Here is a 22,884-nt window from a genome sequence, read left to right as displayed (position 1 = left end):
TCATCCCCTGCCTTTCATGTTTTGTACATCCGCTAGACGCTGTTTTAGTATTTTTCCTCCAGGATTTCGCGGGAGATGGTCAATGAACACCACTTGTTTCGGTACTTTATAATCGGCGACCCGCTCTTTCATAAACTGCTGGATGTCATCCTCTGTCGGGGTGCTCCCTTCTTTTGGCACGATAAAAGCTTTCACTTCTTCTCCAAAAATTTCATCAGGAATCCCGACAATCGCTGCTTCTAACACATCCTTATGACCGTATAACACATTCTCCACTTCAGCAGAAAAAACTTTTTCTCCACCTCGATTAATAATGTTCTTCTTACGATCCATTAAATAGACGAAATTTTTTTCGTCTACCATCGCCATATCTCCAGATTTCCAATACCCCTCTACAAAAGAACTCAAATTCGCTTCATCGTTCTTCCAATATCCAGGCACGATCATCGGCCCTCTAATGAATAATTCCCCGACTTCTCCCGGAGGCACTTCGATCCCATCCTCATCCACTACTTTAATCTCTCCTGCAGGAACGGGCTGTCCGATCGAAGCAATTCGAGAAAACCCTTCAATTTTAGGAGTAATGGTAGCTGGAGAAGATGTTTCCGTCGCACCATAAGCGTTGTGCAGACGAATAAAAGGAAGCGCTTTCATTAAAGACTCTATCGTTTCCTGTGACATTGGCGCCCCTCCGAAGGCTGCAATATCCAGGGAACGCATATTTTCAGGCTCAAATGTATGATGGCTCAACATCATAATGTAAATCGTTGGGACATTAAATAAAAACGTGATCTCTTCCTTTTCTATCAGTTCAATGAATTTCCCTGTCTGATAACGTTTCATTAAAACATTAGTTCCACCGACGAGCAGCATATAAAATAATTGCCCAATTAAGCCCGTGACGTGAAACAACGGCACAGCGATTAACGTTCGCACGGGTTCCTTCGCTTGAAATACCTCTTTATAATGAAGCGCACTGTGAATGATGTTCACATGACTTCCAATCGCTCCTTTCGGAAGTCCAGTCGTACCAGATGTGTACATAATATAAAGAGGATCTTCCTCTTGCAGATTGGGGTAATCAGCTTCAGGAAAAGCGTGATGCAGCAAAGATTCAAATTGGTCATATAATAATCCCTTATCCACATCTTTCGTCCCAATCACTAATGATTCTGGGTGTGTTCCTTTCCACTTCTGAACGACGTCATCAAATCCTTCTTCAACGAAGAGTACTCGGGCTTCAGCCTGGTCCATCATGTTGATTAGCTCTTGAACCGATGAACGTAAATTCAACGGTACCACAATGATCCCTAAGCTTGTACACGCGAGAAACATTTGAATAAATTCAGCCCGGTTTCCGACGAGTAAAGCCAGTCGATCTCCCTTTTCTAACGAACATTCATAATGCAAATAAGCACTTATTTTTTTCACTTGCTTCATCAATTCTTCATACGTGATGCGTCTGCACTCATAGACAACCGCTTCTCTTGACGGATGATTTTGTACCGTTTGCTCAAAAAGTTCCCACACGCTGGCAGGGCGCGTATCATATGCGTAAACTTCCCGATCATGAATCCGTTCTTTTTTCATGAGGACAATCCTCCCCTTTTTTAAAAATACCTTCACTCTTATACAAGCAAGAATCATGCCAACTTTTTTATTTTGAATAATTGTGAAAATTCAGTATTTATGTAAAAGGGAGTCTGCTCATGCGATTCATAAAAGAATCAACAAAGGAATAAACGAATCAAAAAAGAGAGGCTATAGATGCCCCTCTTCATGGACGTATTCCTGATCATTGATTGGATACTTGTTCAACTTTTTCACTAGAGAAGATTGGCTGATCCCGAGCACTTCAGCTGCTTTTCTAGTCGTTGTATGTTCTGCTAAAGCTTCTCTAATGAGTGACAATTCATAACGAATAACTTTTTGTTTTAAGTCCAACTGCTTCCATTTGGAAGACTCTTCTTCCTGAGTAGTAATCGACAAGTCAGAAGGCTGAATCTCTTCATGATCAGAAATCACTGCGGCCCGTTCCAGCACATTTTCCAGCTCCCTGATGTTCCCATGCCAATCATACTGTTCCAAAATGGGCAGCGTGTCAGGATGCAGTGTTTTATTGAAATGATACGATTCATTTAATCGGCGTAGATAAAAAAATGCAACTGGTGTAATGTCCTCCCGCCGCTCTCGCAATGGAGCAATCGATATGGGGATCACGTTTAAACGATAATACAAATCCTCGCGAAATTTCCCTTCAACTACGAGCTGCTTTAGATCTTGATTAGTAGCAGCGATGATACGCAGCTGCAGTGGAATTTGCTGAGTGCCTCCGACCCTTCGAATCTCTTTCTCTTGAAGCACCCGCAGAAGCTTCACTTGAAACTCTGGTGGAATTTCTCCAATTTCATCTAATAAAATCGTTCCTCCGTTGGCTTTTTCAAAAAGTCCCGCCTTTCCGTTTGCCGCCGCGCCAGTAAACGAACCTTTTTCATAGCCGAATAATTCAGCTTCCAATAATGTAGAGGGAATAGCACCACAGTTGACTTTAATAAATTCGCGGGTCGAATACGGACTGTTTTGATGAATGAAGTTAGCGATAATCTCTTTACCCACACCCGTCTCTCCTGTAAGCAGAACGGTCGAATTCACCTTAGCTACCTTCTCAGCTACTCTAAAAGCTTCCTTCATCTTTTTACTTTTAGCCGTCACCCCTTTAGGAGGAAGGTTCGACTCCTGCCGTACCGGCGGCTTCGTTTCTTTTATGTCCCATTCCATTGTATCTTCAGAAGAGTGGAGCTCGAATTTTAAATAATTCAAATCTCGCAGATTGCGAATATTCGTGACCACGTGCGAGATTTTCCCATCTTCCCCTTTTACAGGGCTCCCCGTCGCAAGCACTTCAACTCCATTCACATTCTGAACGATTGTAACCGCTTTCTTTTCCTCTAAAACTTTATACGTTACCGAATCAGAGATAATCCCCTCATCGATTGCTTCTTTTAGATTGCGGTGCAGAAGTTTATGCTTAGGGACGCCTGTTATCCGAGTATACGCATCATTCATTGTCCACCCGATTCCTGAAGCATCCGCTACAAAAATTCCGTCGTAACTGGACTGAATGATAGAATCAAGTAGATGCAGGTTTTGCGGTAAAGAATGCTTAACTTCTTGTTCATTTTGCTCCAGCGATGGTTTCATATTTCGCCTCCTACTCCGTTCATTTGTAACTCTATTATTAGCCAGCTTTATAAAGTTGTCAAAGTATTCCCCCAATAAAAAGTACCAGGTACACTTTAACGTCTTCTATGTACCTGGTACCAAATTCTTTTTTTCTTTTTTCTCTGTGTACCAGGTACACGTATTTATCTTCTATGTACCTGGTACCGGTTTTTATATGATTTTACGGTTTTACGACTACTTTTACGGAATCCTCTGCTTTTTGCTGGATTTTAAAGGCTTCCTCTATATCTTCAAGGTCATACGAATGGCTGACCAGTGCATTCAGGTTTACTTTTCCTTCTGATGCGTATTGAACGGCCGCCCCCATATCTGATCCAAGCACACCGATAATTTCAGGGGCTTTATGCACGACCCTCATTAAGTTAACAGGTACAGGCTGATCCGGAAGAGCTACAACGCCAATAATCCCTTTACTCCTTACGGCTTCTAAACTCTGTATAAACGTTTGTCTGCCCCCGGCACAGTCTATTACAAGATCGGCTAACCCTCCTGAACCAAAGTGATATTTCCCTTCTCCCCATAGTTCTTGAAGAAATGGTATTAAATCCTGTTCAAAAGGATTAATGGTGTGGTCTACCCCATGGGCTTTATTTCTCCGCAGTTCGGAGGGTTCGGAAACGACCACTTCATAGTTATATACATTTTTCAATAATTGAGCCGTTAAGTTTCCTATAATCCCTCCACCTAAGATGACCGCTCGTTTGAATGATGCCCGGTGTACTTTAGAGACGGTCAGAGCGGCTACACCTAAAGGTTCCATTAAAGCCGCTTCCTCATCTAGTAAATTCTCTGGAACGTGAAAAACGGTTTGATCCAACAGCGCGTTTTCAATTCTTACATATTCAGAAAAGCCGCCTGGGCGTCCATATCCTATGGCGGTATGAAATAATTCTGGACAGTAAATAAAATCTCCTGTTTGACACCACTGGCATTCCCCGCAAAAAACGGCAGAAGAGCCGACTACTCGATCACCGCTCTGTATGCCTTTGACATTTGAACCTGTCTCCGTGACTTCTCCTACAAATTCATGTCCCATAATTTGCCCTTCGGATACAAAGTCTCCTGTTCTCATTGAATGTAAGTCCGAACCACAGATCCCACATGAACGAACTCTTAAAATAATATCATGATCTCCGCACGCTAAAGGAGCAACCTTATTTACTTCCATTGACTGCGCTCCTCTAAAAATGGCTGCTTTCATATAAACCACCTGCTTTCTATATCTTTTTTTCGTCTCTCACTTTCTTTATCTCTATCCCGTACACTTGCGCCCAACGGTAAACGGTGCTCGAGGAAACCCCTAACCTCCTAGCAGCAGCTCCAACACTTTTGTTCTCCTTAAGAGCAATGATTAGTGATTCTTTCTTTGTTTGATCAGCATAAGATTGATAGAGGGTATTGTCCTCTTGATCGTCTTCCTCTAATTGGTTTTTCATATAAGAAGGCAACGCTTCTGCCTCCAGTTCTTCTCCATCCCCGAGAAGCTCCATTTGCTCTAAAACATTTTTTAACTCTCTTAAGTTTCCTGGCCAAGAATAAAGGTAAAAGCTTTCCAGTACGTCGTTACTAAGCTTCTTAGTTGGTAAAAAAGTTTCGGCGAGAAGCTTAATGTCTTCCTTTCTTTTACGTAAAGGAGGAATAGGAATGGAAATTACATTTAACCGGTAAAAAAGATCAAGGCGGAATTTTTTCTCTTGCACAAGCTTGAATAAATCATGGTTCGTAGCAGCAATTACTCGTACATCAATTGGCTTTGACTGGATCGCTCCAACAGGGGTGATTTCCTGCTCCTCTAAAACTCGAAGCAGATGAGTTTGTAGGTCTAAGGGCATGTCCCCTATTTCATCTAAAAAGATAGTTCCCCTGTCCGCGGCTTCAAATTTACCTTTTTTACCGCCTCTTGATGCATTTGTAAAAGCTCCATCAACATAGCCAAAAAGTTCACTTGTAATCAATTCTTTAGGTATAGCTGAACAATTAATCGCAAGAAACGGCTCCGTCTTTCTCAAGCTTTCACTATGAATCGCCTGAGCAAATAATTCTTTTCCTGTCCCGCTCTCACCAACGAGTAAAACACTTTTATCTGTAGGGGCTACTCTTTTCGCTAAGTGAATGGCACCTTCAAAAGATTTAGCCTTCCCTACAATAGAAGAAAAAGAATACTTTGCTCGCATTGTCCGTAACTCATTTGGCACTGTCTTTTTCAAGATAAGAATGGTACCTATGTGATCGCCGCCAACCAAGATTCTTCTGGATGTTAGTAATAAATTAATTCGTCCTTCTGGTGGAAGTTCAAGTGTTTTTTGAATGATCACTTCATCTCCCTGAATGGCTTTGTCCAAGTGTTTTTGTAAGGGTGTTAATTTCTCGATCTCATGGATCTTTAATTTCCGCTGCTCGTGCGCGGGCAACTTTAATAGGTGCGATGCAACTTGATTGTACCGAATAATTTCCCCACTTCGATTTAATATGAGAACCCCGTCTGACACGGATTCCATTGCTGCACTAAAATAGTTATTAATCATATACTGCTCATGCTTCAACCCTTGCTGTTCCAATAGTCGAACAACTGTTTCGGCTGCTGTTTTTACAAGAGCTAAAGAATGAGGATGGGTAGATCGTAAGTAACCGATTAATGTTAAAGCTCCGATTACTTCATTCGTGCAGGGATCTTTAATAGGTGCACTCGAGCAGTGAGACGTATGCCAAGCCTTGCAATAATGCTCTGCACCGACTACTTGTACGGGGCGTCCAAGAGCTAAGGAGGTTCCAATGGAATTCGTACCAATCAACTTCTCATTCATATGGACGCCAACTTTAAAATTAGTTGATGTAGCATTTATCGTGATATCGTTATCCCCCTGAAGTTCAAGCACGACCCCTTCATTGTCCGAAAATGCAATAATGCTATTCGTACCTTCTACAATTTCAAATAGGTCTTCCATAAAGGGCCGGATTAACGTAAGGGCTTCTTTATTGTTCTCTTTCCTTTTTTCTAATTCATAATCATCACATATGACCGTGGCCTTCGTTTCAAACGGGTCTACTGCATATTGTTCCGACCGCTTCCATGAATCAAGGATCATCGGCCGAATGTCTGCTGCGACCTTTCCTTTTCTAAAGAAATTCGTCCAGTTCCATTGCAAGGTCCTTTCTCTTACTGAAGCTCTAGAAGATGAATAACTATGTTGTAAGAAAAAGCGATCATTTCCCATCACACAGCACTCCATCCGCCATCTACTGGCATAACCAGTCCCGTAATGTAGCTTGCTTCCTCTGATACTAAAAACAACGCGGCTTGAGCCACCTCTTCTGGTTTACCTACTCTTCCTAGAGGTCCCGCTTCGTAGTTCTTAGCAATCTTTGGATCATCCAAAACCTCTCGAATCATAGGGGTGTCAATTGCCCCAGGACAAATACAGTTCACCCGAATATTATGCTTGCCATAATCAACAGCCATGACTCGGCTTAAAGCGACCACCCCGCCTTTTGAAGCTGTATAGGCATCTGCTCCAGTTACGCCAAGAATGCCGTTTAGCGAGGAATTATTTACAATGCTGCCTGATTGCTGCTCGATCATAATCGGCAGTATGTGTTTACACATTAAGTAGGTGCCATTTAAGTTAATCGATAAAATTTGGTTCCAATCCTCAAGCGGCGTCTCAAGCACCGAGGCCATTTGATATTTCGAACGGGAAGAAAAACCAACCCCGGCATTGTTAAACAGAATATCAATTCGTTGTTCCTCATGAACTACTTGCTCAACTAGCTTTTTTACGTTTTCTTCATTAGAGATGTCTGTTTGAATGAATGTGGCGTTGTTACCTTCCTCTCCTATTTCCTGCTCTACATTCTTTCCATGCTCTTCCTTCCACTCTGCAATAATTACACGAGCACCCTGGGCCGCGAATAGTTTCGCGGCCTCTTTGCCTTGTCCACTGCCTGCACCTGTAATTATGGCTACTTTATCTTTTAATCTCATACCATCCCTCTTTCCTGAAAAGTAGATTAAGAGATTACATCCTCAACGCTCAGCCTCTCTAATCGATCTCTCAGTTGATTTGTAAACTCCGCGCCGGTTATCCCGTCAATAAAGCGGTGATCATAACAGATGGATAGGGACATCACCGGAGCAACCACCACCTCACCCTCTTCGTTTACGATAGGAGTGTTCTTAATGGCACCTGCAAATACAATCGTTGATTGCGGGCTGTTTATGATAGGTGTCCCCGACTCAATACCTACGCTGCCTAGATTAGAAACTGTGATTGTGCCATCCACGTAGTCCTCCGGCCTCAGCTCATTTGCTTCGGCTTTCTTTGCTAATTCCTTTACTTCTTTGGAAATTTCGTCTACACGTTTTTCAGGTACGTTTTTCAAAACCGGTACGACAAGTCCGTGCGAACTATTAACAGCGACTGATACATTGACTTGTTCAAAAATATTCACTTTCTTATCCTTGCTAAGCTGGCTATTTACGATAGGATAATCGGCAGCAGCTTGACCGACGGCTTTAACGAGCAGGTCATTTAATGACACTTCTAATTCTTTTTTCACGGCTAAAACATTCTCCATACGAACCGTCACCATTTGTGTGAACTGAGGAATGGTCTGCCAGCTTTTCAGCATGTTGTCGCCCATCGCTTTTTTCACATGGTTGAGTGAAATAGTTTCTTTAACCGTCAGCTGAGAATCTGTGTCTGCACTTACAAATCCTTTTACATCTTCAACGGTAATCAGACCATATTTTCCCGTTCCCTCAATTTCGTCTAAGGAAATACCCATTTCTTTGGCAAGTTTACGAGCTCGCGGAACGGCTTTTTTTCGTTTACTTTTAACAGCTGTAGCCACATTAGTAGTTTCTGCACTAGATAAACTTTCTTGTTTCTGTTCATTTGAAGAAGGGTTGAGGTATGCTGACACATCGACGTCTTCATCAGCATCGGCAATAATCCCAACGATCGTATTCACAGGTACTTCCTCACCTCCTGAAACGATGACTTTTTTTAACACCCCGGATTCTTGGGCTTCGATTTCGAGCGTTGATTTCTCTGTTTCAATCTCAAAAATAAAATCCCCTTTATTCACTTCCTCGCCTTCATCTACAAGCCATTGATTGATCGTACCGTTTTGCATCGTAACCCCAAGCCTCGGCATCTTCACCTCATACATGAACGTACACCCCTTATTCGTTAGTATTCAAAATGTTCCGATAATTTAGGGCAGAGTTATACGGGAACATCATTTAATTCATTGACTGCCGTTATAATCTGCTGCGTGTTCGGACGGTAATATTGCTCCAGATGAATACTTTGAGCAATAGGAACATCAGGACTGCCAATCCTTTTTATCGGAGCTTCTAAATCAAAAAGAGCTTCTTCTTGAATTTGAGCAGCAATTTCAGCTCCAGAGCCACCCGTTTTTGATTCTTCATGAACGATAACCACACGGCCTGTTTTTCTTACCGAATTCAAAATGGTTCCCATATCTAAAGGAGCCAGGGTACGCGGGTCAATCACCTCGGCTTCCACTCCCTGTTTAGAAAGCTCTTCCGCTGCTTCTAAAGAAGTATGAACTTGGAGAGCAGTTGCAATAATCGTGACATCTTCCCCTTCACGTTTTACATCTGCTTGTCCAAAAGGAATAAGAACCTCTTCGTCAGGAACTTCGCCTTTCAAGTCATACAGCAGTTTATGTTCAAAGAACAAAACAGCATTATTATCACGAATTGAGGTTTTCAATAACCCTTTGGCATCTGCTGGAGTGGATGGAACGACAATTTGCAAACCAGGGCCATGCATAAACAGGGCTTGAGGACTTTGTGAATGTTCTGGTCCCGCTCCCCCGGCAATTCCAATGGGCAGCCGTAACGTAACAGGCATCTCCATCTGGCCACCGTGCATAAACCGCCATTTGCCCATTTTATTAAAAATTTCATCAAAGGCGATACTGGCAAAATCACCGAACTGAAGTTCTGGAATCGGTCGAGCATGTCCTGTAATGGCCATCCCTACTGCAGCTCCAACAATGGTCGCTTCAGCTATGGGCGTATCGTACACTCGAGAAGACCCGTACTCTTCATAAAGACCTTGAGTGACTTTGTTAATTCCGCCAAACTTCGCCACATCTTCTCCAAAAAGCACTGTACTTTCGTCTCTTGCCATCTCTTCTCTTAACGCTTCATTTAGAGCTTCACGCATCGTAATTTCTCTCATTGTCTCTCCTCCTTATGCATATAAACCTTCTTTAATTCGGTCACCATCTGGCATAGGGGCAGCTTCTGCTTTTTTAATTGCAGCCAAGATCTCTTCTTCGATTTGTTGATCTAATTGATTTAATTCTTCTTCTGTCGTAATATCCTTCTCTATTAATTTCTTTTTAAAGTTTTTAATAGGATCACGGTTTTCTTTCCAATCTAACAACACGGCTTGATCGATGTAATCATAAGGATCACCTTCAAAATGTCCGCGGTGACGGAACGTTTGGGCCTCTATGAACGTCGGACCTTTCCTTTGCTTGGCACGTTCCACCGCCTCTTTCGTCACTTCATGCATAAGAAGAACATCGTTTCCATCGACGACACAGTTAGGAATGCCATAACCTTCTGACCAGTCCGCAATATGCGCTTTTACCCCGTGGGTTTCTGAAACATGACACGATATGGCATACTCGTTGTTTTCACAAATATAAACAACCGGCAAGTTATAGAGTTTCGCCCAGTTCAATGACCCATGCATCGTCTCTCTGGAAGCGGCACCATCTCCAAAGTAAACCACCGTAACCTGATCCGTCCCTTTCATTTTGGAAGCATATGCGGAACCAACAGCTAAACTTAACTGCGAACCGATCGTACCAGCCTGACCCAGTACTCCTCTGGAAGGATCGGCACTATGAACAATTCCTGCTCCAAGACCTCGAGTAGTCCCTTCAGTTGTTCCTAAAAAGTCACCATATATCTTAGACAGAGGGACGCCCTTTGCAATTTTTTGATTACACCCTCTATGGTTGTAGTAAATATAGTCGTCATCTCGTAAAAGTTGTGAAATCGAACCAGCTGAAAGACCTTCAGAACCGATACCAGAATGATAGAAACCAGAAACTTTACCCTCTTGCATTAATCGGATTAAGTGTTCATCAAACGTACGGATCTTCCCCATCGTACTGTATAGATCCATTAACAAATCTGAATCATAGTCTTCCACGTTTGTATCTCGGTGGTAAATTTCAGCCATTTCATACACTCCTTATTAATTTTTATCCCCAAATCCTTAAGAACTGATGAAAACATACGTGTGCTGCGCTCGATTCCTCACCTCCTTTAAATAATATTTGGTGAATGGAAAGTAAGTAAATTCGCGTTCCTTTAATGTAAAAAATTACCAGAAAACATCTCAATTGCTTATTGAATTAATAATTCCATCACATTGGGAAATGTATTATTTTTCTTCTCAAAACCTATCGTCGTTTTAGGGCCGTGACCTGGATAGACAACTACTTTCTCTGGAAGGGTAAACAGTCTTTCTCTAATAGATCGTTTAAGCATGGGGCGATCACTGTAAGGGAGGTTAGTAGGACCGATAAATCCTGCTAATAAAGAATCTCCAGTGAACACACATTCGTCACTGATGAGATAGCTGACTCCTCCCGGGGAATGCCCCGGTGTGTAGAGGACTTTAATCTTCATCGGATCGCATTGAACCACTTCTTCTCCTGTAAATAATATATCCGGCCATTCTCCATAGACTGGCGCACCAGTGTTGGATGAACGATTGAGACGCGGCTCAAGAAGCCATTTTGCTTCTAACTGGTGGATACCAACGAAAGCAGTCGTATATCTTTTTAACCTTTTCACACCTGCAATGTGGTCATAATGGCCATGGGTAAGTAATATATAATGTATCTCTCGATCACCAATATAGGAGACGACATCTTCGACACATTCACCGGGATCAATAACCACACATCCCTCGTCTAAAGTTACAACAAAACAATTACTCCTTAAGGTCCCAGTGATAAAACGCTGAACAGTAATTTCTCCCATTTTCACTTCCTCCCTATTTTTCTATAAAGCCACTAAAAGAAAGCGTTTTCAAAATGTTTTTCTTTTACCCTTATTTATGCAATATTCATGCCAACATTAAAGTCTTGTATTTACTCACTTTCAAACTCTAAAATTATTAAATTTAATAAAATTATTATTATCTTTCTTATTCATGCAGTTCTTTTATGTAAAGAAATCGGAAGAAAGAGTGAAAATGAAATAATGGTATATGTGAATAGAACGATTGGAAGTCTATAGATGGTAATAGATTGGAACAAGGAGATCAGGTCTTCGGTAAGTGGAGTAATCGTTTGTTTCATAAGAAATGTTACATTTCATTATAAAGGTTTTCTGCTATTTTTACAGAATTTAACTTACGCACAAAAAAAACCCGGACGGGATGCCGAGTTTTGTCTTTCTTCTCTGGATACAGGTACCTAGTGGGAAGAGTCCTACCTTTTATCCTCCTTTATCCATTCCATCACATTTGGAAAATGACCATTATGTTTATGTAACATATGCTGGGCATGAGTTTTATCAGATGGGAGCAGTATCATGAGAAACGCTACTTTCACATCCCCCTCTGTTTCCTCAGCATAACGTCGAGCTGTTTTTTCTTCGACACCTGTAACTTCCTGGATGATAGAAAACGTTCTTTCCTTTAGTTTATAATTGGAGGCTTGCACGTTAATTATCAAGTTATTATAAACTATTTCTAATTTAATCATCAGATTGTAGAAATTATATTTAACCTCATCTTTTGTGCCGTACCAGCTTTTAATCTTTTTTGAACCTTTAATAATTTCTTTTCCTACGTTTAGATCAATGGGAAAGTCTACTAATTCAGAAAGAGCAGCATTTTCTCTACAGCTAACCCCGGCTGTTAAAATTCCAAGCTGTTCTGCCTTCTTAACTGCTCCAAGTACATAAGGAGTTTTTCCGCTAGAAGCGATTCCTATCAACATATCATTTTCACTTATGCGTGCCTCTACATCTTTGGCTCTGTCGCTTTCACTATCTTCGGCGTTTTTAATAGGGTACCGCAATGCTTTGTCCCCGCCTGCAATAATTCCATTAACGAGAGAGGGATCCACTCCAAAAGTAGGGGGACATTCAGAGGCATCAAGGACACCTAATCGTCCACTCGTACCCGCTCCAAAATAAAAGATTCTTCCCCTTTGTTCCAAAATGGCTGTAGCGCGGTCTATTACATTTTGAATTTGGGGAAGCGCCCGGTGTACCACGTGCGCGATTTTATGATCCTCGCTGTTCATAACATGCAGTAATTCCTCGGTAGACATTTGGATGCAATTCTAGATTATTTAATTCTAACTCCAACACATCTCTTTTCATCACCTTTTCACCTCTTTTCCATCCTAATAAGCGTGTTCAAGACCCTGCTTAGTTTCATTCACTCGGCTGTCCTCGTTATATAGATGACACGCTACCCAGTGATTATCTTTCACCTCTTGATAAGTCGGCTTTTGTGTTTCGCAGAGTTCGTGAGCCTGCGGACACCTGAGCCTAAACGGGCACCCTGAAGGAGGATTTGCAGGATCTGGCACGTCCCCTTTTAAAACGATTCTATCCTTTTTCTTATTACGATCATAAGAGGGTATCGCCGAAAGAAGAGATTTTGTATAAGGGTGTAATGGATGGTTGAACAACGATTCGGTCGTGGTCATTTCCATCATTTGTCCTAAGTACATAACTCCTATACGATCACTTAAATGCTTGACCACATTAAGGTCATGTGAGATAAACACATAGGTTAATTTAAATTCTTTCTGGAGATCAATTAATAGGTTTAAGATTTGGGCCTGGATAGAAACATCAAGAGCGGAAACAGCTTCATCCAATATGATTAATTTAGGGTTCATGATCAAGGCTCGTGCAATACTTATTCTCTGTCTCTGCCCTCCACTGAATTCATGAGGATGACGAGAAACCTGTTCCTTCGAGAGTCCTACTCGCTCTGCAACCTCATAAACTTTGTCTAGTGCTTCTTCTTTTGAATATAATTTGTGGGTCATTAACGGCTCTAAAAGTAAGCTTTTAACTGTCATTCTAGGATTCAGTGAACTAAAGGGGTCTTGAAAAATCATTTGCATATCTTTGCGGTACTTTCTAAATTCCTTTTGTGTGCATTCCAGGACCTCTTCCCCATTAAAATAGACTTCACCATCAGTCGGCTCAGTTAAACGAAGAATCGACCGTCCGGTTGTGGATTTTCCGCATCCGCTTTCGCCTACGAGAGAAAAAGTCTCTTGTTCTTGAACGTCAAAACTAATTCCATCTACTGCCCGAACATAACTTTTGGTTCTTTTGATAATCCCGCCTTTAATCGGAAAATGTTTTTTCATATTCTTCACTTTCAACACTGGCTGTTTGCCCTTGTTCATTGTACTCACCCCTTTCTGTATGTAACCAGCACTTACTCACCTGATCTTCAGAAACCTCTACATACGGCGGAGTTTCTTCCTTACAGATATCCATCACGTGAGGACACCTTGAGGCAAACCTGCAGCCATTTTTCTTCAATTGAGTAGGAGTCGGAACATTGCCAGGAATAGAATATAATTTTTCAGATCGATCACCTAGGGTGTGTATGGATTTTAAAAGTCCCTGGGTATAAGGGTGCTTAGGATGACTAAATAAGCTATCAACAGAAGATTCTTCTACAATCTCTCCCGCATACATAACCGCTACTCTCTCACATGTTTCATTGATCACACCTAGATCGTGGGTAATCATTAAAATAGAAGTATCATATTTTTCAGTGAGTTCATTCATTAAATCTAAAATTTGCGCCTGAATCGTCACATCTAAAGCCGTGGTTGGTTCATCAGCAATTAATAGTTTAGGCTTACAAATTAACGCCATGGCTATCACCACTCTTTGACGCATTCCACCCGATAATTCGTGAGGATAGCTTTTCATAATAGACTCCGGCCTAGGAATACCGACATCTTTTAATATGCTGATAACCATCTTCCGCATTTCTTTTTTCGAATGATTGAAATGGATTTTTAAAACCTCGGATATTTGATACTCTATTGTAAAAATTGGATCTAAAGCAGTCATAGGTTCTTGAAAGATAATCGCTATATCTTTCCCTCTAATCTTCATCATTTCTTTATTGGAAAGAGTCGTAAGCTGCTGGTTTCCTTCAAATAATATTTGTCCTTCACTGACACTGAGAGAATCGGCCAATAAATTCATAATGGCAAGAGAAGTTAAGCTTTTTCCACTACCAGATTCCCCCACTATTCCGTATTTTTGTTTTTTGGCAATCGATAAACTAAGCCTATGGACAATGTTGTAGTAAGACTTTTCGATTTTAACATCAATCGATAAATTATTGATTTCGAGTAGATTGCTCAAGACTTTCAACTCCTTATAGACATTAAGCGTTGATAGGCTTCTGGCTGGGAGTATGCGATTTTCCCCATAATAACTGAACGTTCAGCTCCCGTAGCTGAAGGTATCTGATTTTCTTTCCCTATAATAGTTTGATAGCCCATTACAGCAAAAGCTAATGCTTCTTTAAAAGAGCTTGGTACTCCAAAATCGTCGATGGTTCTTACTTTGAGGTGCTGCATCTTTTGCTGTAATCTCTCTAAAATATACAGATTATAGCTTCCTCCCCCGCCGATAATAACTTCATCTAAGTGTACTCCATCCACTTCTATAAAGTCACGATACCCCTTTACGATCGACTCAACGGTCCATTCACTGACGGTTGTCACAAGATCCTCCTCCGCAATATGTTTAAAATCTTCCATCATTCGAGCAGCAAAAGACTGTCCAAATAATTCTCGTCCGGTCGTTTTAGGAAGAGGGCTTTGAAAATATTCATGATCCATCAATTGACTTAACAGTTCTTTATCAATATTTCCTTTACGAGCTAGTTTCCCCTCATGATCATAGCTCCATTTTCCATTCGTTATAGAGTGAACTACTGCATCGATAACCATATTTCCTGGTCCCGTATCGAATGATAGAGTGCAAGAAACATCTCCATTTGAAGGAATATACGTAACATTTCCTATTCCTCCAATGTTCTGTAAAGCTCGTGCTTTTCCATCTCTACCGAACATTAAATAGTCCAGGTAAGAGACGAGTGGAGCTCCCTGTCCGCCAACAGCCATATCTGCTGTTCTAAAATCTCCAACTACTGCAATGCCTGTTTCTTCAGACAGCACCGACAGATCACCTATCTGGAAAGTATTCTTTAATTCATATGATTTCTGCCCTGCTAAAGGCTGATGGAAAATAGTTTGGCCGTGGGAACTAATGAAGTGAATATCTTCCGGCTTCATCTTCGCTTTTTGCAGCAATTGATGAACAACATCAGCAAATTTTTTCCCTAAATACATGTTCATGGCTGATACTTCTTCGATCTTCGCAGTTTCTGGATCACAAATTCTCATAATAGATTCATAGATTTCCTCGTCGTAACTTTTGGTTAGTGATTCTATAATACGAAAGGGAAGACCTTCCTCATTATAAACGCTTTCGACGAGAACTGCATCGATGCCGTCTAATGAAGTTCCTGACATTAAACCAATTCCATATATTTTAACCATCCGTTCACCCCGCTAAAATTACTTCAGTTTCGGATCTAAAATATCTCTTAAACTGTCACCAAATAGATTGAAGCAAAAAATTGTAAAAATGATCGCTCCCGCTGGAAATAAAATCGTCCAAGGGGCAAATTCCATCAGTGCTCGTCCATCGTTCAACATGACCCCCCAGGAAGGATTCGGCGGCTGCACCCCCAACCCAAGAAAACTTAAAGCAGCTTCTGTTAAGATAGCTCCTGATAAACCTAAAGTCACCTGCACAATAAACGGTGCCATAATATTAGGTGTTACATGCTTAACAATAATTTTCACAGGTGAAACGCCAATTGCCACAGCGTTTGAAATATATTCATTCTCTTTCACACTAATGACCGTCCCCCGAACGACCCTGGTAAATACAGGTGTGAAGACAATTCCAATAGCTATCATTGTGTTCGTAAGACTTGGTCCCAGAACAGCAACGATTGTCAACGCTAATAGAATGTCAGGGAATGCAAAGAAGACATCCATGATTCTCATTATAATTTGATCGACTTTGCCTTGAAAAAAACCACTAATTAAACCAAACAGAAGACCAAAACCTGCTCCAATCCCTACAGCAATTAAGCCTACTTGCAGAGAAACCTGAGCCCCGTATACGATTCTTGAAAAAATATCCCGTCCAAATTCATCTGTACCAAAAATGAATTCTTTACTTGGTCCTTCCATAACGTGAGTTTGAGACATTTCTTCAGGTCCGTAGGGCGCAATAAGAGGAGCCAGCAATCCTATAATGATAACCATGGCTATACCAACAAAGCCGACTATCCCTATTTTATCTTTTCTCAATCGTTTGAGAAAATGCTTCATTACTACTCACCCTTTTGTTAAAAAACTTCAACTTATTTATACTTGATTCTTGGATCTAAGTAAGAATAGAGTACATCTACTAGTAAGTTAATAAGCACAAAAACAAAGGCGATAAATAATACAGCTCCCTGCACAACTATAAAGTCCCTTTGATTAATGGCTGTTAATACTAGCTGACCAAGGCCCGGCAATGAAAAAATCTGTTCGATTATGACCGTGCCGCCAAGAAGCGTTCCCACTTGCAGACCTATAATTGTCAAAATGGGAATCATGGCGTTTCGAAGGGCATGGTTGAAGATAACTATTCTTTCTCTTGCACCCTTTGCCCTAATTGTTCTAATGAAATCCTGCCTTAGGATTTCCAGAATAGAAGACCTCGTCATTCTCATCACTGCTCCAGCCATCGAACTTCCAAGTACAATAGCTGGTATAATCATGATTTCTAAGTTTTGAAGTGGATTTTCAAAAAAGCCAACATATTCAATTGGAGGACTATACGAGAATGCGAGTGATAAAACAAGAATAATTATGATCGCCAAAGCAAAGTTTGGTACAGAGACCCCCAGCAACGAGATTAACCTTACGCCAAAGTCTGCATTTGTATTTCTTTTGACTGCTGCAATAATTCCTAAAGGAATGGCAATAATCCAGGAAATAAAAGCAGAAAGCAAAGTAAGCTCAAACGTCAACTTAAATCGGTTTAGAATATCTGGTAGCACTTCTTGACCTGTTCGCATGGACTGACCGAAATCTCCTGTTAACACTCCACCCATCCAATTAAAATATTGCACATACAAAGGTAAATTGAGACCGAAATCTTCACGGAGTTGACGTAGTGATTCCGGCGTGGCGTTATTACCTAAGATCGTCATCGCTAAGTCACCAGGTACGATGCGCATGATGATAAAAATAAACACAGAGACTCCGAATAGAACTGGGATTAGCATTAAGATTCTTCGAATTATATATGTAAGCATTCTATTTCACCCTTAAAATAAATGTTGAGTGCTGCCTGGTATAGGCAGCACATCAATAAGTTATTCTTTCGTAACTTCCACAATATCTTCTGCATTATGCGCATAAGGGGTGTAGTTGGCTACACTCTCATTGACAGCTACATAATTTTTTGGAGAAACCAAGAACAAGTTTGGTGAAAGATTGATTATTTCTTCTTGTGCTTCCACGTACATTTCTTTACGAGACTCTTGATCGTTTTCCATTTCCGCTTCTTCTACAAGCTGATCATAGTCTTCGTTAGAGAAGTTCCAAACATTTGCTGAGCCTTCTGTATGGAAAAAGTAATTAAGTGAACGATCAGGGTCTGTGCCTGAGCCATTTCGGCCAATTAGGACGTCAGCTGATGTGTTAGACCAAACATCGATATACTCTCCCCATTCAATCTGGTTAATGGAAGCATCCACGCCAATTTCTGCCCATTGTTGTTGTAAAAGTTGAGCCGTATCGACCATATCCGGGTAGGTAGAAGCCGTAGTAATTTCTGTCTCAAATCCATTCTCATAGCCTGCCTCAGCTAACAGTTCCTTAGCTCTTTCAATATCGCGGTTATAAAGCTCTTCCTCCGTTACATCAATAGGCCATTCCCCCATGGACGGAGCCACAGGTCCGGACTGCTCAGCGTCTCCATCCCATACAATCTCCGTAACTTTATCGCGATCAGTAGCTAAACTTAGAGCCTGGCGAACTTTCTCATCATTAAACGGTTCTTTATCTACATTAAATCCAACGTAGCTGTACTCGAGGGACTGATAATCGATCACTTCGACATTTTCCTGATCTTCAAGCAGTGAAGAAGATTTAGCCCCTACGGTAGTCATATCCACTTCACCTGTACGGATCGCTGATAACCTGGACGCCTCTTCTTTCATTGTGTAGTAGCTTACAGTGTCCAGTTTAGGCTGTCCTTCAATATAGTAATCTTCATTCTTCTCAAGAGTAACTTTACTATCAGGTACCCATTCTACGAATGTAAAAGGTCCTGTTCCTTCAGCCACCTGTTGAAGATCTCCATCGTTTTCTTCCACTAGTTCTTCAGGTACGATAGCTGCACTTGCATTGGTTAGATTATTTAGGAAAGAAGCGGATGGCTCAGATAAATTAAATTGAACAGTATAATCATCTACGACTTCGATCGAATCCACCATATTAAAATAGGAAGCAATGTGAGAAGCCGTTTCTTCGTCTAAAATACGTTCAAAGCTGTATTTCACATCTTCAGCTGTCATTTCTCTACCATTATGAAATTTTACACCCTCCACAAGATTAAAGACATAAGTGTCATCACTCGGCTGATCCCAGCTTTCAGCAAGCTGACCTTCAATTTCCATATTCTCATCTAGACTGACAAGTCCTTCATAAACTTTCGAATAAATGCGAACTGAAGAATGGGCAGGTGTCTTATGAGGATCAAGCCCCGCCGGCTCCTGGTCATTCGCGATCTTTAATTCTTGTGCAGTGCTCTCACTGGTATCCTCACCCTCATCACCTGCATCACTCTCTTCTGAACAAGCTGAAATAACCAGGGAAAGAACTAAAACCAACAAAAGTAAACTCCATTTCTTAAGCATAAAACCTCTCCTTTTTTATGTAAGATGTAATCATTTGAATCGCTTCTTTTCTAAAGTCATAAAGATTTTTCGGAGATGAAACATTTAAACGATTGGTTAGAATCCCTACAGAAATTCGCTGTTCCGGTTCCACAAAAAGCATTGTACCCGTAAATCCTGTATGTCCCGCACCGGATAAAAACGGATCAGAAATCTGCCATCCTAATCCTCTGCCAGGTGCCTGTTCCTTTAAAGACTCTTGAAGCAAATGCTGATCGATAACTCTATTCTGATTTTCATCCAGCACATACATTTCTCCTAACGACACGAGATCTCTTACATTTGAAAACAGACCAGCGTGGCCAGATTCTCCATTAAAAAAGTAATAAGTATTCCCATCATTCACTTCTCCGACAATCGGGAATTTTACATCCCTCCAATTATTAAAGGTATAATGGCGATCATTCACCATCTTCATTTCTATTTGATTCCCAAACTCTGTTTCAGCAATCGACTCCCAAGTGGAAGGCGAATAACTCAACGAATTTAAGTGATAAGGCTTTGAAATGTGGTTGGAAACTATGGTAGATAAGCTTGCTTGATAATGGTTTTTCAACACTTCTCCAAGCAAAATGAAGTTTAAGTCACTATATAAGACTGAATTCTGTGATGTATGTAGAAGATTTATGCTGTTTAATATGTTCCATATGTTCTTATCTGGAAGATGAGAGTAAAACGGGTACCAGCTGATTAAACCGCTAGTATGAGTAAGTAATTGACGCATCGTAATGGGGGAGAGGATAGAGTGATCTACTGATGCTGGAAGACATTCCCCTAATGAAGTTGATAGTGTAAATTTCTTATTGGAAATGAGTTGAAGAATTAAAGTAGTAGTTACCAATTTTGTTAAACTGGCTAAATCAAAGATAGTATCCTTGCGACATATTTCATTGCGTTGATTACTTACTTTTCCGTAGGCTTCATGGTAAAGAACCTCCCCATCTATAGAGACACAACATGTAAGACCTGAAAAGTACTCCTTTTGAAGATGTTTGTTAAAAAACAAGTTTAGTTCATCTTTCAAAAATTTCTTCCTCCTTTCAAATTAAGTTTTTTTGCGCAGAACTTCCCTCGTTTCATCCAACATTCGAACAGAGTCTTCAAAGTTAATGGAAGCAAGGGCTGTAAACAAAACGTCTACAATATTTAACTGTGCGATTCTTGAAGCAGTGGCGCCACTGCGAATATTTTTTTCAATGGGAGAGGCGTATAAATTAACATCGGCTAATCTCTGTACAACATTATTTCCATAGCCCGTAATGGAAATAGTCTGTGCCCTCCGTTCCTTCACAACTTTCATCGTATCGACGATTTCTTTTGTTTCCCCTGAGTAGGAAATCGCCATCACAACATCCTTTTCGGTTAAATGGACGGCTGATGTTAATTGCGAATGTCCATCCGTAAATGCTTCACACCACATATTTATACGCTTGCACTTTTGTTCAAAATCCAGTGCAACTATAGCCGAAGCTCCGACACCAATAACGGCAATCCTTCGAGCACAATTTAAAGCAGAGACAGCTTTCTCCATTTGGGCCTCATCAATTAATGAATGAGTCAACTTAATCGAACGCATATTGTTATTGGATACGAGCTGTATAATGTCCGTCAAGTTGGCATCCGCTGAAATATCCTCATACCGATCTTTGTACTCTTTTTCTCCATTTAATGACGCCGAAATATTCAACTTTAAGTCCGTGTAACCTTTTAAATGAAGAGAACGGCACATCCGAATAATTGTGGCTTCACTCGTAGCCGTTTCTTCAGAAAGGTTAGCTATTGGCATTCCTAACACTTTGAAAGGGTTTTCAAGAATATACTCTGCCACCTTTTGTTCCGCACGGCTCAGATCCTGATAACACTGACGTAATTTTTCAATCGTGTTTGGCACATCAATCATCCTTTAAAAGAAGCAAAACTTCATAAAGTTTAGTTAATCTTGTAGTTTAATTACATACTAGGCTTATTGTACTTATATGTCAATGGAGAATTGATAATTTTCTGAATTTTTCATTTGGAATTTAACTAAAAAATCCTGTAACTAGATCTTAAGTAGATCTTGAAACAGGATTTAACGTAAGTATCATTATAGTTATCTATACTTAATCGCTACATTTTTCAGCTGGGTATAGTTCTTCAGTGCTTCAAATCCTTTCTCCCTGCCGAACCCACTTCTTTTATACCCGCCAAATGGCATTTGTATGCCGCCTCCAGCTCCATAGTTATTCACAAAAACCTGGCCCGATTGAATTTGATCAGCGAGTCGGTGGGCTTTGCCAATGTCTGAAGTCCATATGCCGGTTACTAACCCATAATCAGTACCGTTGGCCAACTGCAATGCTTCTTCTTCTGTTTGAAAAGAAAAGACAGCCAACACGGGGCCGAAGATTTCTTCTTGAGCGACCGTGCTGTTGTATGGCAGCTGATCGATGATGGTCGGCTGCAGATAGTAGCCTTTTTCACAGCCTTCCACTTGCACGCGTTCGCCTCCCGTAATAATTTCACCTTGTTCTCTACCTTGCTCAATGTATGAAACGATCTTCTCATATTGCTCTTTAGACAGGATAGGGCCGATATCACAATCTTTTTCACCTGATCCAACCGTTAGGTCCTCAAATCTAGCTTTTAATAAGGAGAGAAATCTTTCTTTATATGAGTCTTCAATTAAAAGTCTTGATCCAGCAGAGCACGTTTGGCCGGCGTTTTGAATAATAGCTCGTATGACACCATTTAAGGCTTCCTTCTCGTCACAATCGGAGAAAACGAGATTGGGAGATTTACCTCCCAGCTCTAGTGTGACGGGAACGACGTGATTCGCTGCTGCTTTCATTATTTTAATCCCTGTAGGCACAGAGCCAGTAAATGTAATGTGATTGACGTCCGGGTGATTGGCGAGTCGAGCGCCGGCTTCCTGTCCCAGGCCTGTGACTACATTAAATACACCTTTTGGCAAAGCCGTTTCGTGAAAATACTCCGCGAGTTTCATTGACGTTAATGGGGTTTGTTCAGCGGTTTTAACGACGACCGTGTTACCTGTGGCAATGGCGGCAGCTGTACTTCTTGATGTAATTTGAATCGGGTAGTTCCACGGGATAATGTGGGCGGTGACCCCGATTGGTTCTCTGACGGTGAAATCGATCAAACCGTCTTCGATCGGAATCGTTTCGCCCATCAATTTGTCGGCTGCTCCTGCGTAAAATTCAAAATAGCGGGCTGCTGCCTCTACGTCCGCATGTGCTTGAGACAAAGGCTTACCCACGTCCAACGTTTCGAGGCGAGCCAATTCATCTTTATTTTTCCTTATCTTGTATGTCATTTCTGATAAAATATATCCTCTCTCATGAGGTTTAATTTTTCTCCATTCGTCCGCTTCAAAAGAATCTTTAGCGGCTGAAACTGCTCGATTGACATCTTCCGCTTTCCCTCGTGGAATGGTGCCAATCACTTGTTGATTCGCTGGATTGACGTAGTCTAAACGTTCACCTGAATGACTCTCTTGCCATCTCCCATCGATGTACATAAACAGCTCGTCCATATGTTT

At 41.1% G+C, this 22,884-nt stretch carries 19 protein-coding genes; all 19 read right to left on the bottom strand.

Going from position 1 to position 22,884, the window contains the following annotated elements:
• The 19 genes from ACGTNH_RS05635 to ACGTNH_RS05545 all read right to left on the bottom strand — a co-directional run bounded on the left by ACGTNH_RS05635 (nucleotide 1) and on the right by ACGTNH_RS05545 (nucleotide 22,878).
• Nucleotides 1-1,590 (bottom strand): class I adenylate-forming enzyme family protein, encoded by a 1,590-nt coding sequence (locus tag ACGTNH_RS05635; RefSeq protein WP_394585634.1) that lies wholly within the window; start codon nucleotides 1,588-1,590, stop codon nucleotides 1-3.
• 171 nt (nucleotides 1,591-1,761) lie between these two features.
• Entirely contained in the window at nucleotides 1,762-3,201 is a 1,440-nt protein-coding gene (locus ACGTNH_RS05630; RefSeq protein WP_394585632.1) for a sigma-54 interaction domain-containing protein, read from the bottom strand.
• A 202-nt stretch (nucleotides 3,202-3,403) separates the two neighbouring features.
• The gene (locus ACGTNH_RS05625; protein ID WP_394585631.1) at nucleotides 3,404-4,444 is read right to left on the bottom strand and encodes a zinc-dependent alcohol dehydrogenase; all 1,041 of its coding nucleotides are present in this window, start codon (nucleotides 4,442-4,444) and stop codon (nucleotides 3,404-3,406) included.
• Nucleotides 4,445-4,460: 16 nt separating this feature from the next.
• A complete protein-coding gene (locus tag ACGTNH_RS05620; protein ID WP_394585629.1) occupies nucleotides 4,461-6,458 on the bottom strand; it encodes a sigma-54-dependent Fis family transcriptional regulator in 1,998 nt (665 codons plus the stop codon).
• Nucleotides 6,458-7,225, bottom strand: a complete 768-nt coding sequence (locus tag ACGTNH_RS05615) for an SDR family NAD(P)-dependent oxidoreductase (RefSeq protein WP_394585627.1) — start codon at nucleotides 7,223-7,225, stop codon at nucleotides 6,458-6,460. Before ACGTNH_RS05615 ends, ACGTNH_RS05620 begins: the two co-directional genes overlap by 1 nt.
• A gap of 26 nt (nucleotides 7,226-7,251) precedes the next feature.
• Nucleotides 7,252-8,415 (bottom strand): dihydrolipoamide acetyltransferase family protein, encoded by a 1,164-nt coding sequence (locus tag ACGTNH_RS05610; protein ID WP_394585625.1) that lies wholly within the window; start codon nucleotides 8,413-8,415, stop codon nucleotides 7,252-7,254.
• A gap of 56 nt (nucleotides 8,416-8,471) precedes the next feature.
• Nucleotides 8,472-9,458: an alpha-ketoacid dehydrogenase subunit beta gene (locus ACGTNH_RS05605; RefSeq protein ID WP_394585623.1), complete on the bottom strand. Its 987-nt coding sequence runs from the start codon at nucleotides 9,456-9,458 to the stop codon at nucleotides 8,472-8,474.
• Between the two features lie 12 nt (nucleotides 9,459-9,470).
• Nucleotides 9,471-10,475 (bottom strand): thiamine pyrophosphate-dependent dehydrogenase E1 component subunit alpha, encoded by a 1,005-nt coding sequence (locus ACGTNH_RS05600; RefSeq protein ID WP_394585622.1) that lies wholly within the window; start codon nucleotides 10,473-10,475, stop codon nucleotides 9,471-9,473.
• A 167-nt stretch (nucleotides 10,476-10,642) separates the two neighbouring features.
• The gene (locus ACGTNH_RS05595) at nucleotides 10,643-11,284 is read right to left on the bottom strand and encodes an MBL fold metallo-hydrolase (RefSeq protein WP_394585620.1); all 642 of its coding nucleotides are present in this window, start codon (nucleotides 11,282-11,284) and stop codon (nucleotides 10,643-10,645) included.
• A gap of 452 nt (nucleotides 11,285-11,736) precedes the next feature.
• Nucleotides 11,737-12,585, bottom strand: coding sequence for an N-acetylmuramic acid 6-phosphate etherase (locus ACGTNH_RS05590; RefSeq protein WP_394585618.1), 849 nt, complete (start codon nucleotides 12,583-12,585; stop codon nucleotides 11,737-11,739).
• A gap of 75 nt (nucleotides 12,586-12,660) precedes the next feature.
• Complete coding sequence (locus ACGTNH_RS05585; RefSeq protein WP_394585616.1) at nucleotides 12,661-13,686, bottom strand: ABC transporter ATP-binding protein; 1,026 nt, start codon at nucleotides 13,684-13,686, stop codon at nucleotides 12,661-12,663.
• Nucleotides 13,625-14,668, bottom strand: a complete 1,044-nt coding sequence (locus tag ACGTNH_RS05580; protein WP_394585614.1) for an ABC transporter ATP-binding protein — start codon at nucleotides 14,666-14,668, stop codon at nucleotides 13,625-13,627. The genes ACGTNH_RS05585 and ACGTNH_RS05580 overlap by 62 nt, the downstream gene beginning before the upstream one ends.
• A 5-nt stretch (nucleotides 14,669-14,673) precedes the next feature.
• Entirely contained in the window at nucleotides 14,674-15,873 is a 1,200-nt protein-coding gene (locus ACGTNH_RS05575) for an anhydro-N-acetylmuramic acid kinase (protein ID WP_394585612.1), read from the bottom strand.
• Nucleotides 15,874-15,891: 18 nt separating this feature from the next.
• The gene (locus ACGTNH_RS05570) at nucleotides 15,892-16,719 is read right to left on the bottom strand and encodes an ABC transporter permease (RefSeq protein ID WP_394585610.1); all 828 of its coding nucleotides are present in this window, start codon (nucleotides 16,717-16,719) and stop codon (nucleotides 15,892-15,894) included.
• Between the two features lie 32 nt (nucleotides 16,720-16,751).
• A complete protein-coding gene (locus ACGTNH_RS05565; RefSeq protein ID WP_394585608.1) occupies nucleotides 16,752-17,696 on the bottom strand; it encodes an ABC transporter permease in 945 nt (314 codons plus the stop codon).
• A gap of 60 nt (nucleotides 17,697-17,756) precedes the next feature.
• Entirely contained in the window at nucleotides 17,757-19,304 is a 1,548-nt protein-coding gene (locus ACGTNH_RS05560; RefSeq protein WP_394585607.1) for an ABC transporter substrate-binding protein, read from the bottom strand.
• Nucleotides 19,297-20,367, bottom strand: a complete 1,071-nt coding sequence (locus ACGTNH_RS05555; protein ID WP_394585606.1) for a serine hydrolase domain-containing protein — start codon at nucleotides 20,365-20,367, stop codon at nucleotides 19,297-19,299. Before ACGTNH_RS05555 ends, ACGTNH_RS05560 begins: the two co-directional genes overlap by 8 nt.
• A 21-nt stretch (nucleotides 20,368-20,388) precedes the next feature.
• Nucleotides 20,389-21,234: a MurR/RpiR family transcriptional regulator gene (locus tag ACGTNH_RS05550; RefSeq protein WP_394585605.1), complete on the bottom strand. Its 846-nt coding sequence runs from the start codon at nucleotides 21,232-21,234 to the stop codon at nucleotides 20,389-20,391.
• A gap of 201 nt (nucleotides 21,235-21,435) precedes the next feature.
• On the bottom strand, nucleotides 21,436-22,878 hold the full coding sequence (locus ACGTNH_RS05545; protein ID WP_394585604.1) for an aldehyde dehydrogenase family protein: 1,443 nt from the start codon (nucleotides 22,876-22,878) through the stop codon (nucleotides 21,436-21,438).
• Nucleotides 22,879-22,884: the final 6 nt, after the last annotated feature.

Origin of the sequence: Halobacillus sp. B23F22_1, assembly GCF_043497005.1 — a bacterium.
Lineage (GTDB): Bacteria > Bacillota > Bacilli > Bacillales > Halobacillaceae > Halobacillus_A.
This window is presented reverse-complemented; position numbering and strand designations above follow the sequence as displayed.

Bases quoted from the DNA above. Each gene is read 5' to 3' on its own strand.
- ACGTNH_RS05635 (WP_394585634.1), bottom strand. From the start codon at position 1,590: ATGAAAAAAGAACGGATTCATGATCGGGAAGTTTACGCATATGATACG.
- ACGTNH_RS05630 (WP_394585632.1), bottom strand. From the start codon at position 3,201: ATGAAACCATCGCTGGAGCAAAATGAACAAGAAGTTAAGCATTCTTTA.
- ACGTNH_RS05625 (WP_394585631.1), bottom strand. From the start codon at position 4,444: ATGAAAGCAGCCATTTTTAGAGGAGCGCAGTCAATGGAAGTAAATAAG.
- ACGTNH_RS05620 (WP_394585629.1), bottom strand. From the start codon at position 6,458: ATGGGAAATGATCGCTTTTTCTTACAACATAGTTATTCATCTTCTAGA.
- ACGTNH_RS05615 (WP_394585627.1), bottom strand. From the start codon at position 7,225: ATGAGATTAAAAGATAAAGTAGCCATAATTACAGGTGCAGGCAGTGGA.
- ACGTNH_RS05610 (WP_394585625.1), bottom strand. From the start codon at position 8,415: ATGTATGAGGTGAAGATGCCGAGGCTTGGGGTTACGATGCAAAACGGT.
- ACGTNH_RS05605 (WP_394585623.1), bottom strand. From the start codon at position 9,458: ATGAGAGAAATTACGATGCGTGAAGCTCTAAATGAAGCGTTAAGAGAA.
- ACGTNH_RS05600 (WP_394585622.1), bottom strand. From the start codon at position 10,475: ATGGCTGAAATTTACCACCGAGATACAAACGTGGAAGACTATGATTCA.
- ACGTNH_RS05595 (WP_394585620.1), bottom strand. From the start codon at position 11,284: ATGGGAGAAATTACTGTTCAGCGTTTTATCACTGGGACCTTAAGGAGT.
- ACGTNH_RS05590 (WP_394585618.1), bottom strand. From the start codon at position 12,585: ATGTCTACCGAGGAATTACTGCATGTTATGAACAGCGAGGATCATAAA.
- ACGTNH_RS05585 (WP_394585616.1), bottom strand. From the start codon at position 13,686: ATGAACAAGGGCAAACAGCCAGTGTTGAAAGTGAAGAATATGAAAAAA.
- ACGTNH_RS05575 (WP_394585612.1), bottom strand. From the start codon at position 15,873: ATGGTTAAAATATATGGAATTGGTTTAATGTCAGGAACTTCATTAGAC.
- ACGTNH_RS05570 (WP_394585610.1), bottom strand. From the start codon at position 16,719: ATGAAGCATTTTCTCAAACGATTGAGAAAAGATAAAATAGGGATAGTC.
- ACGTNH_RS05565 (WP_394585608.1), bottom strand. From the start codon at position 17,696: ATGCTTACATATATAATTCGAAGAATCTTAATGCTAATCCCAGTTCTA.
- ACGTNH_RS05560 (WP_394585607.1), bottom strand. From the start codon at position 19,304: ATGCTTAAGAAATGGAGTTTACTTTTGTTGGTTTTAGTTCTTTCCCTG.
- ACGTNH_RS05545 (WP_394585604.1), bottom strand. From the start codon at position 22,878: ATGGACGAGCTGTTTATGTACATCGATGGGAGATGGCAAGAGAGTCAT.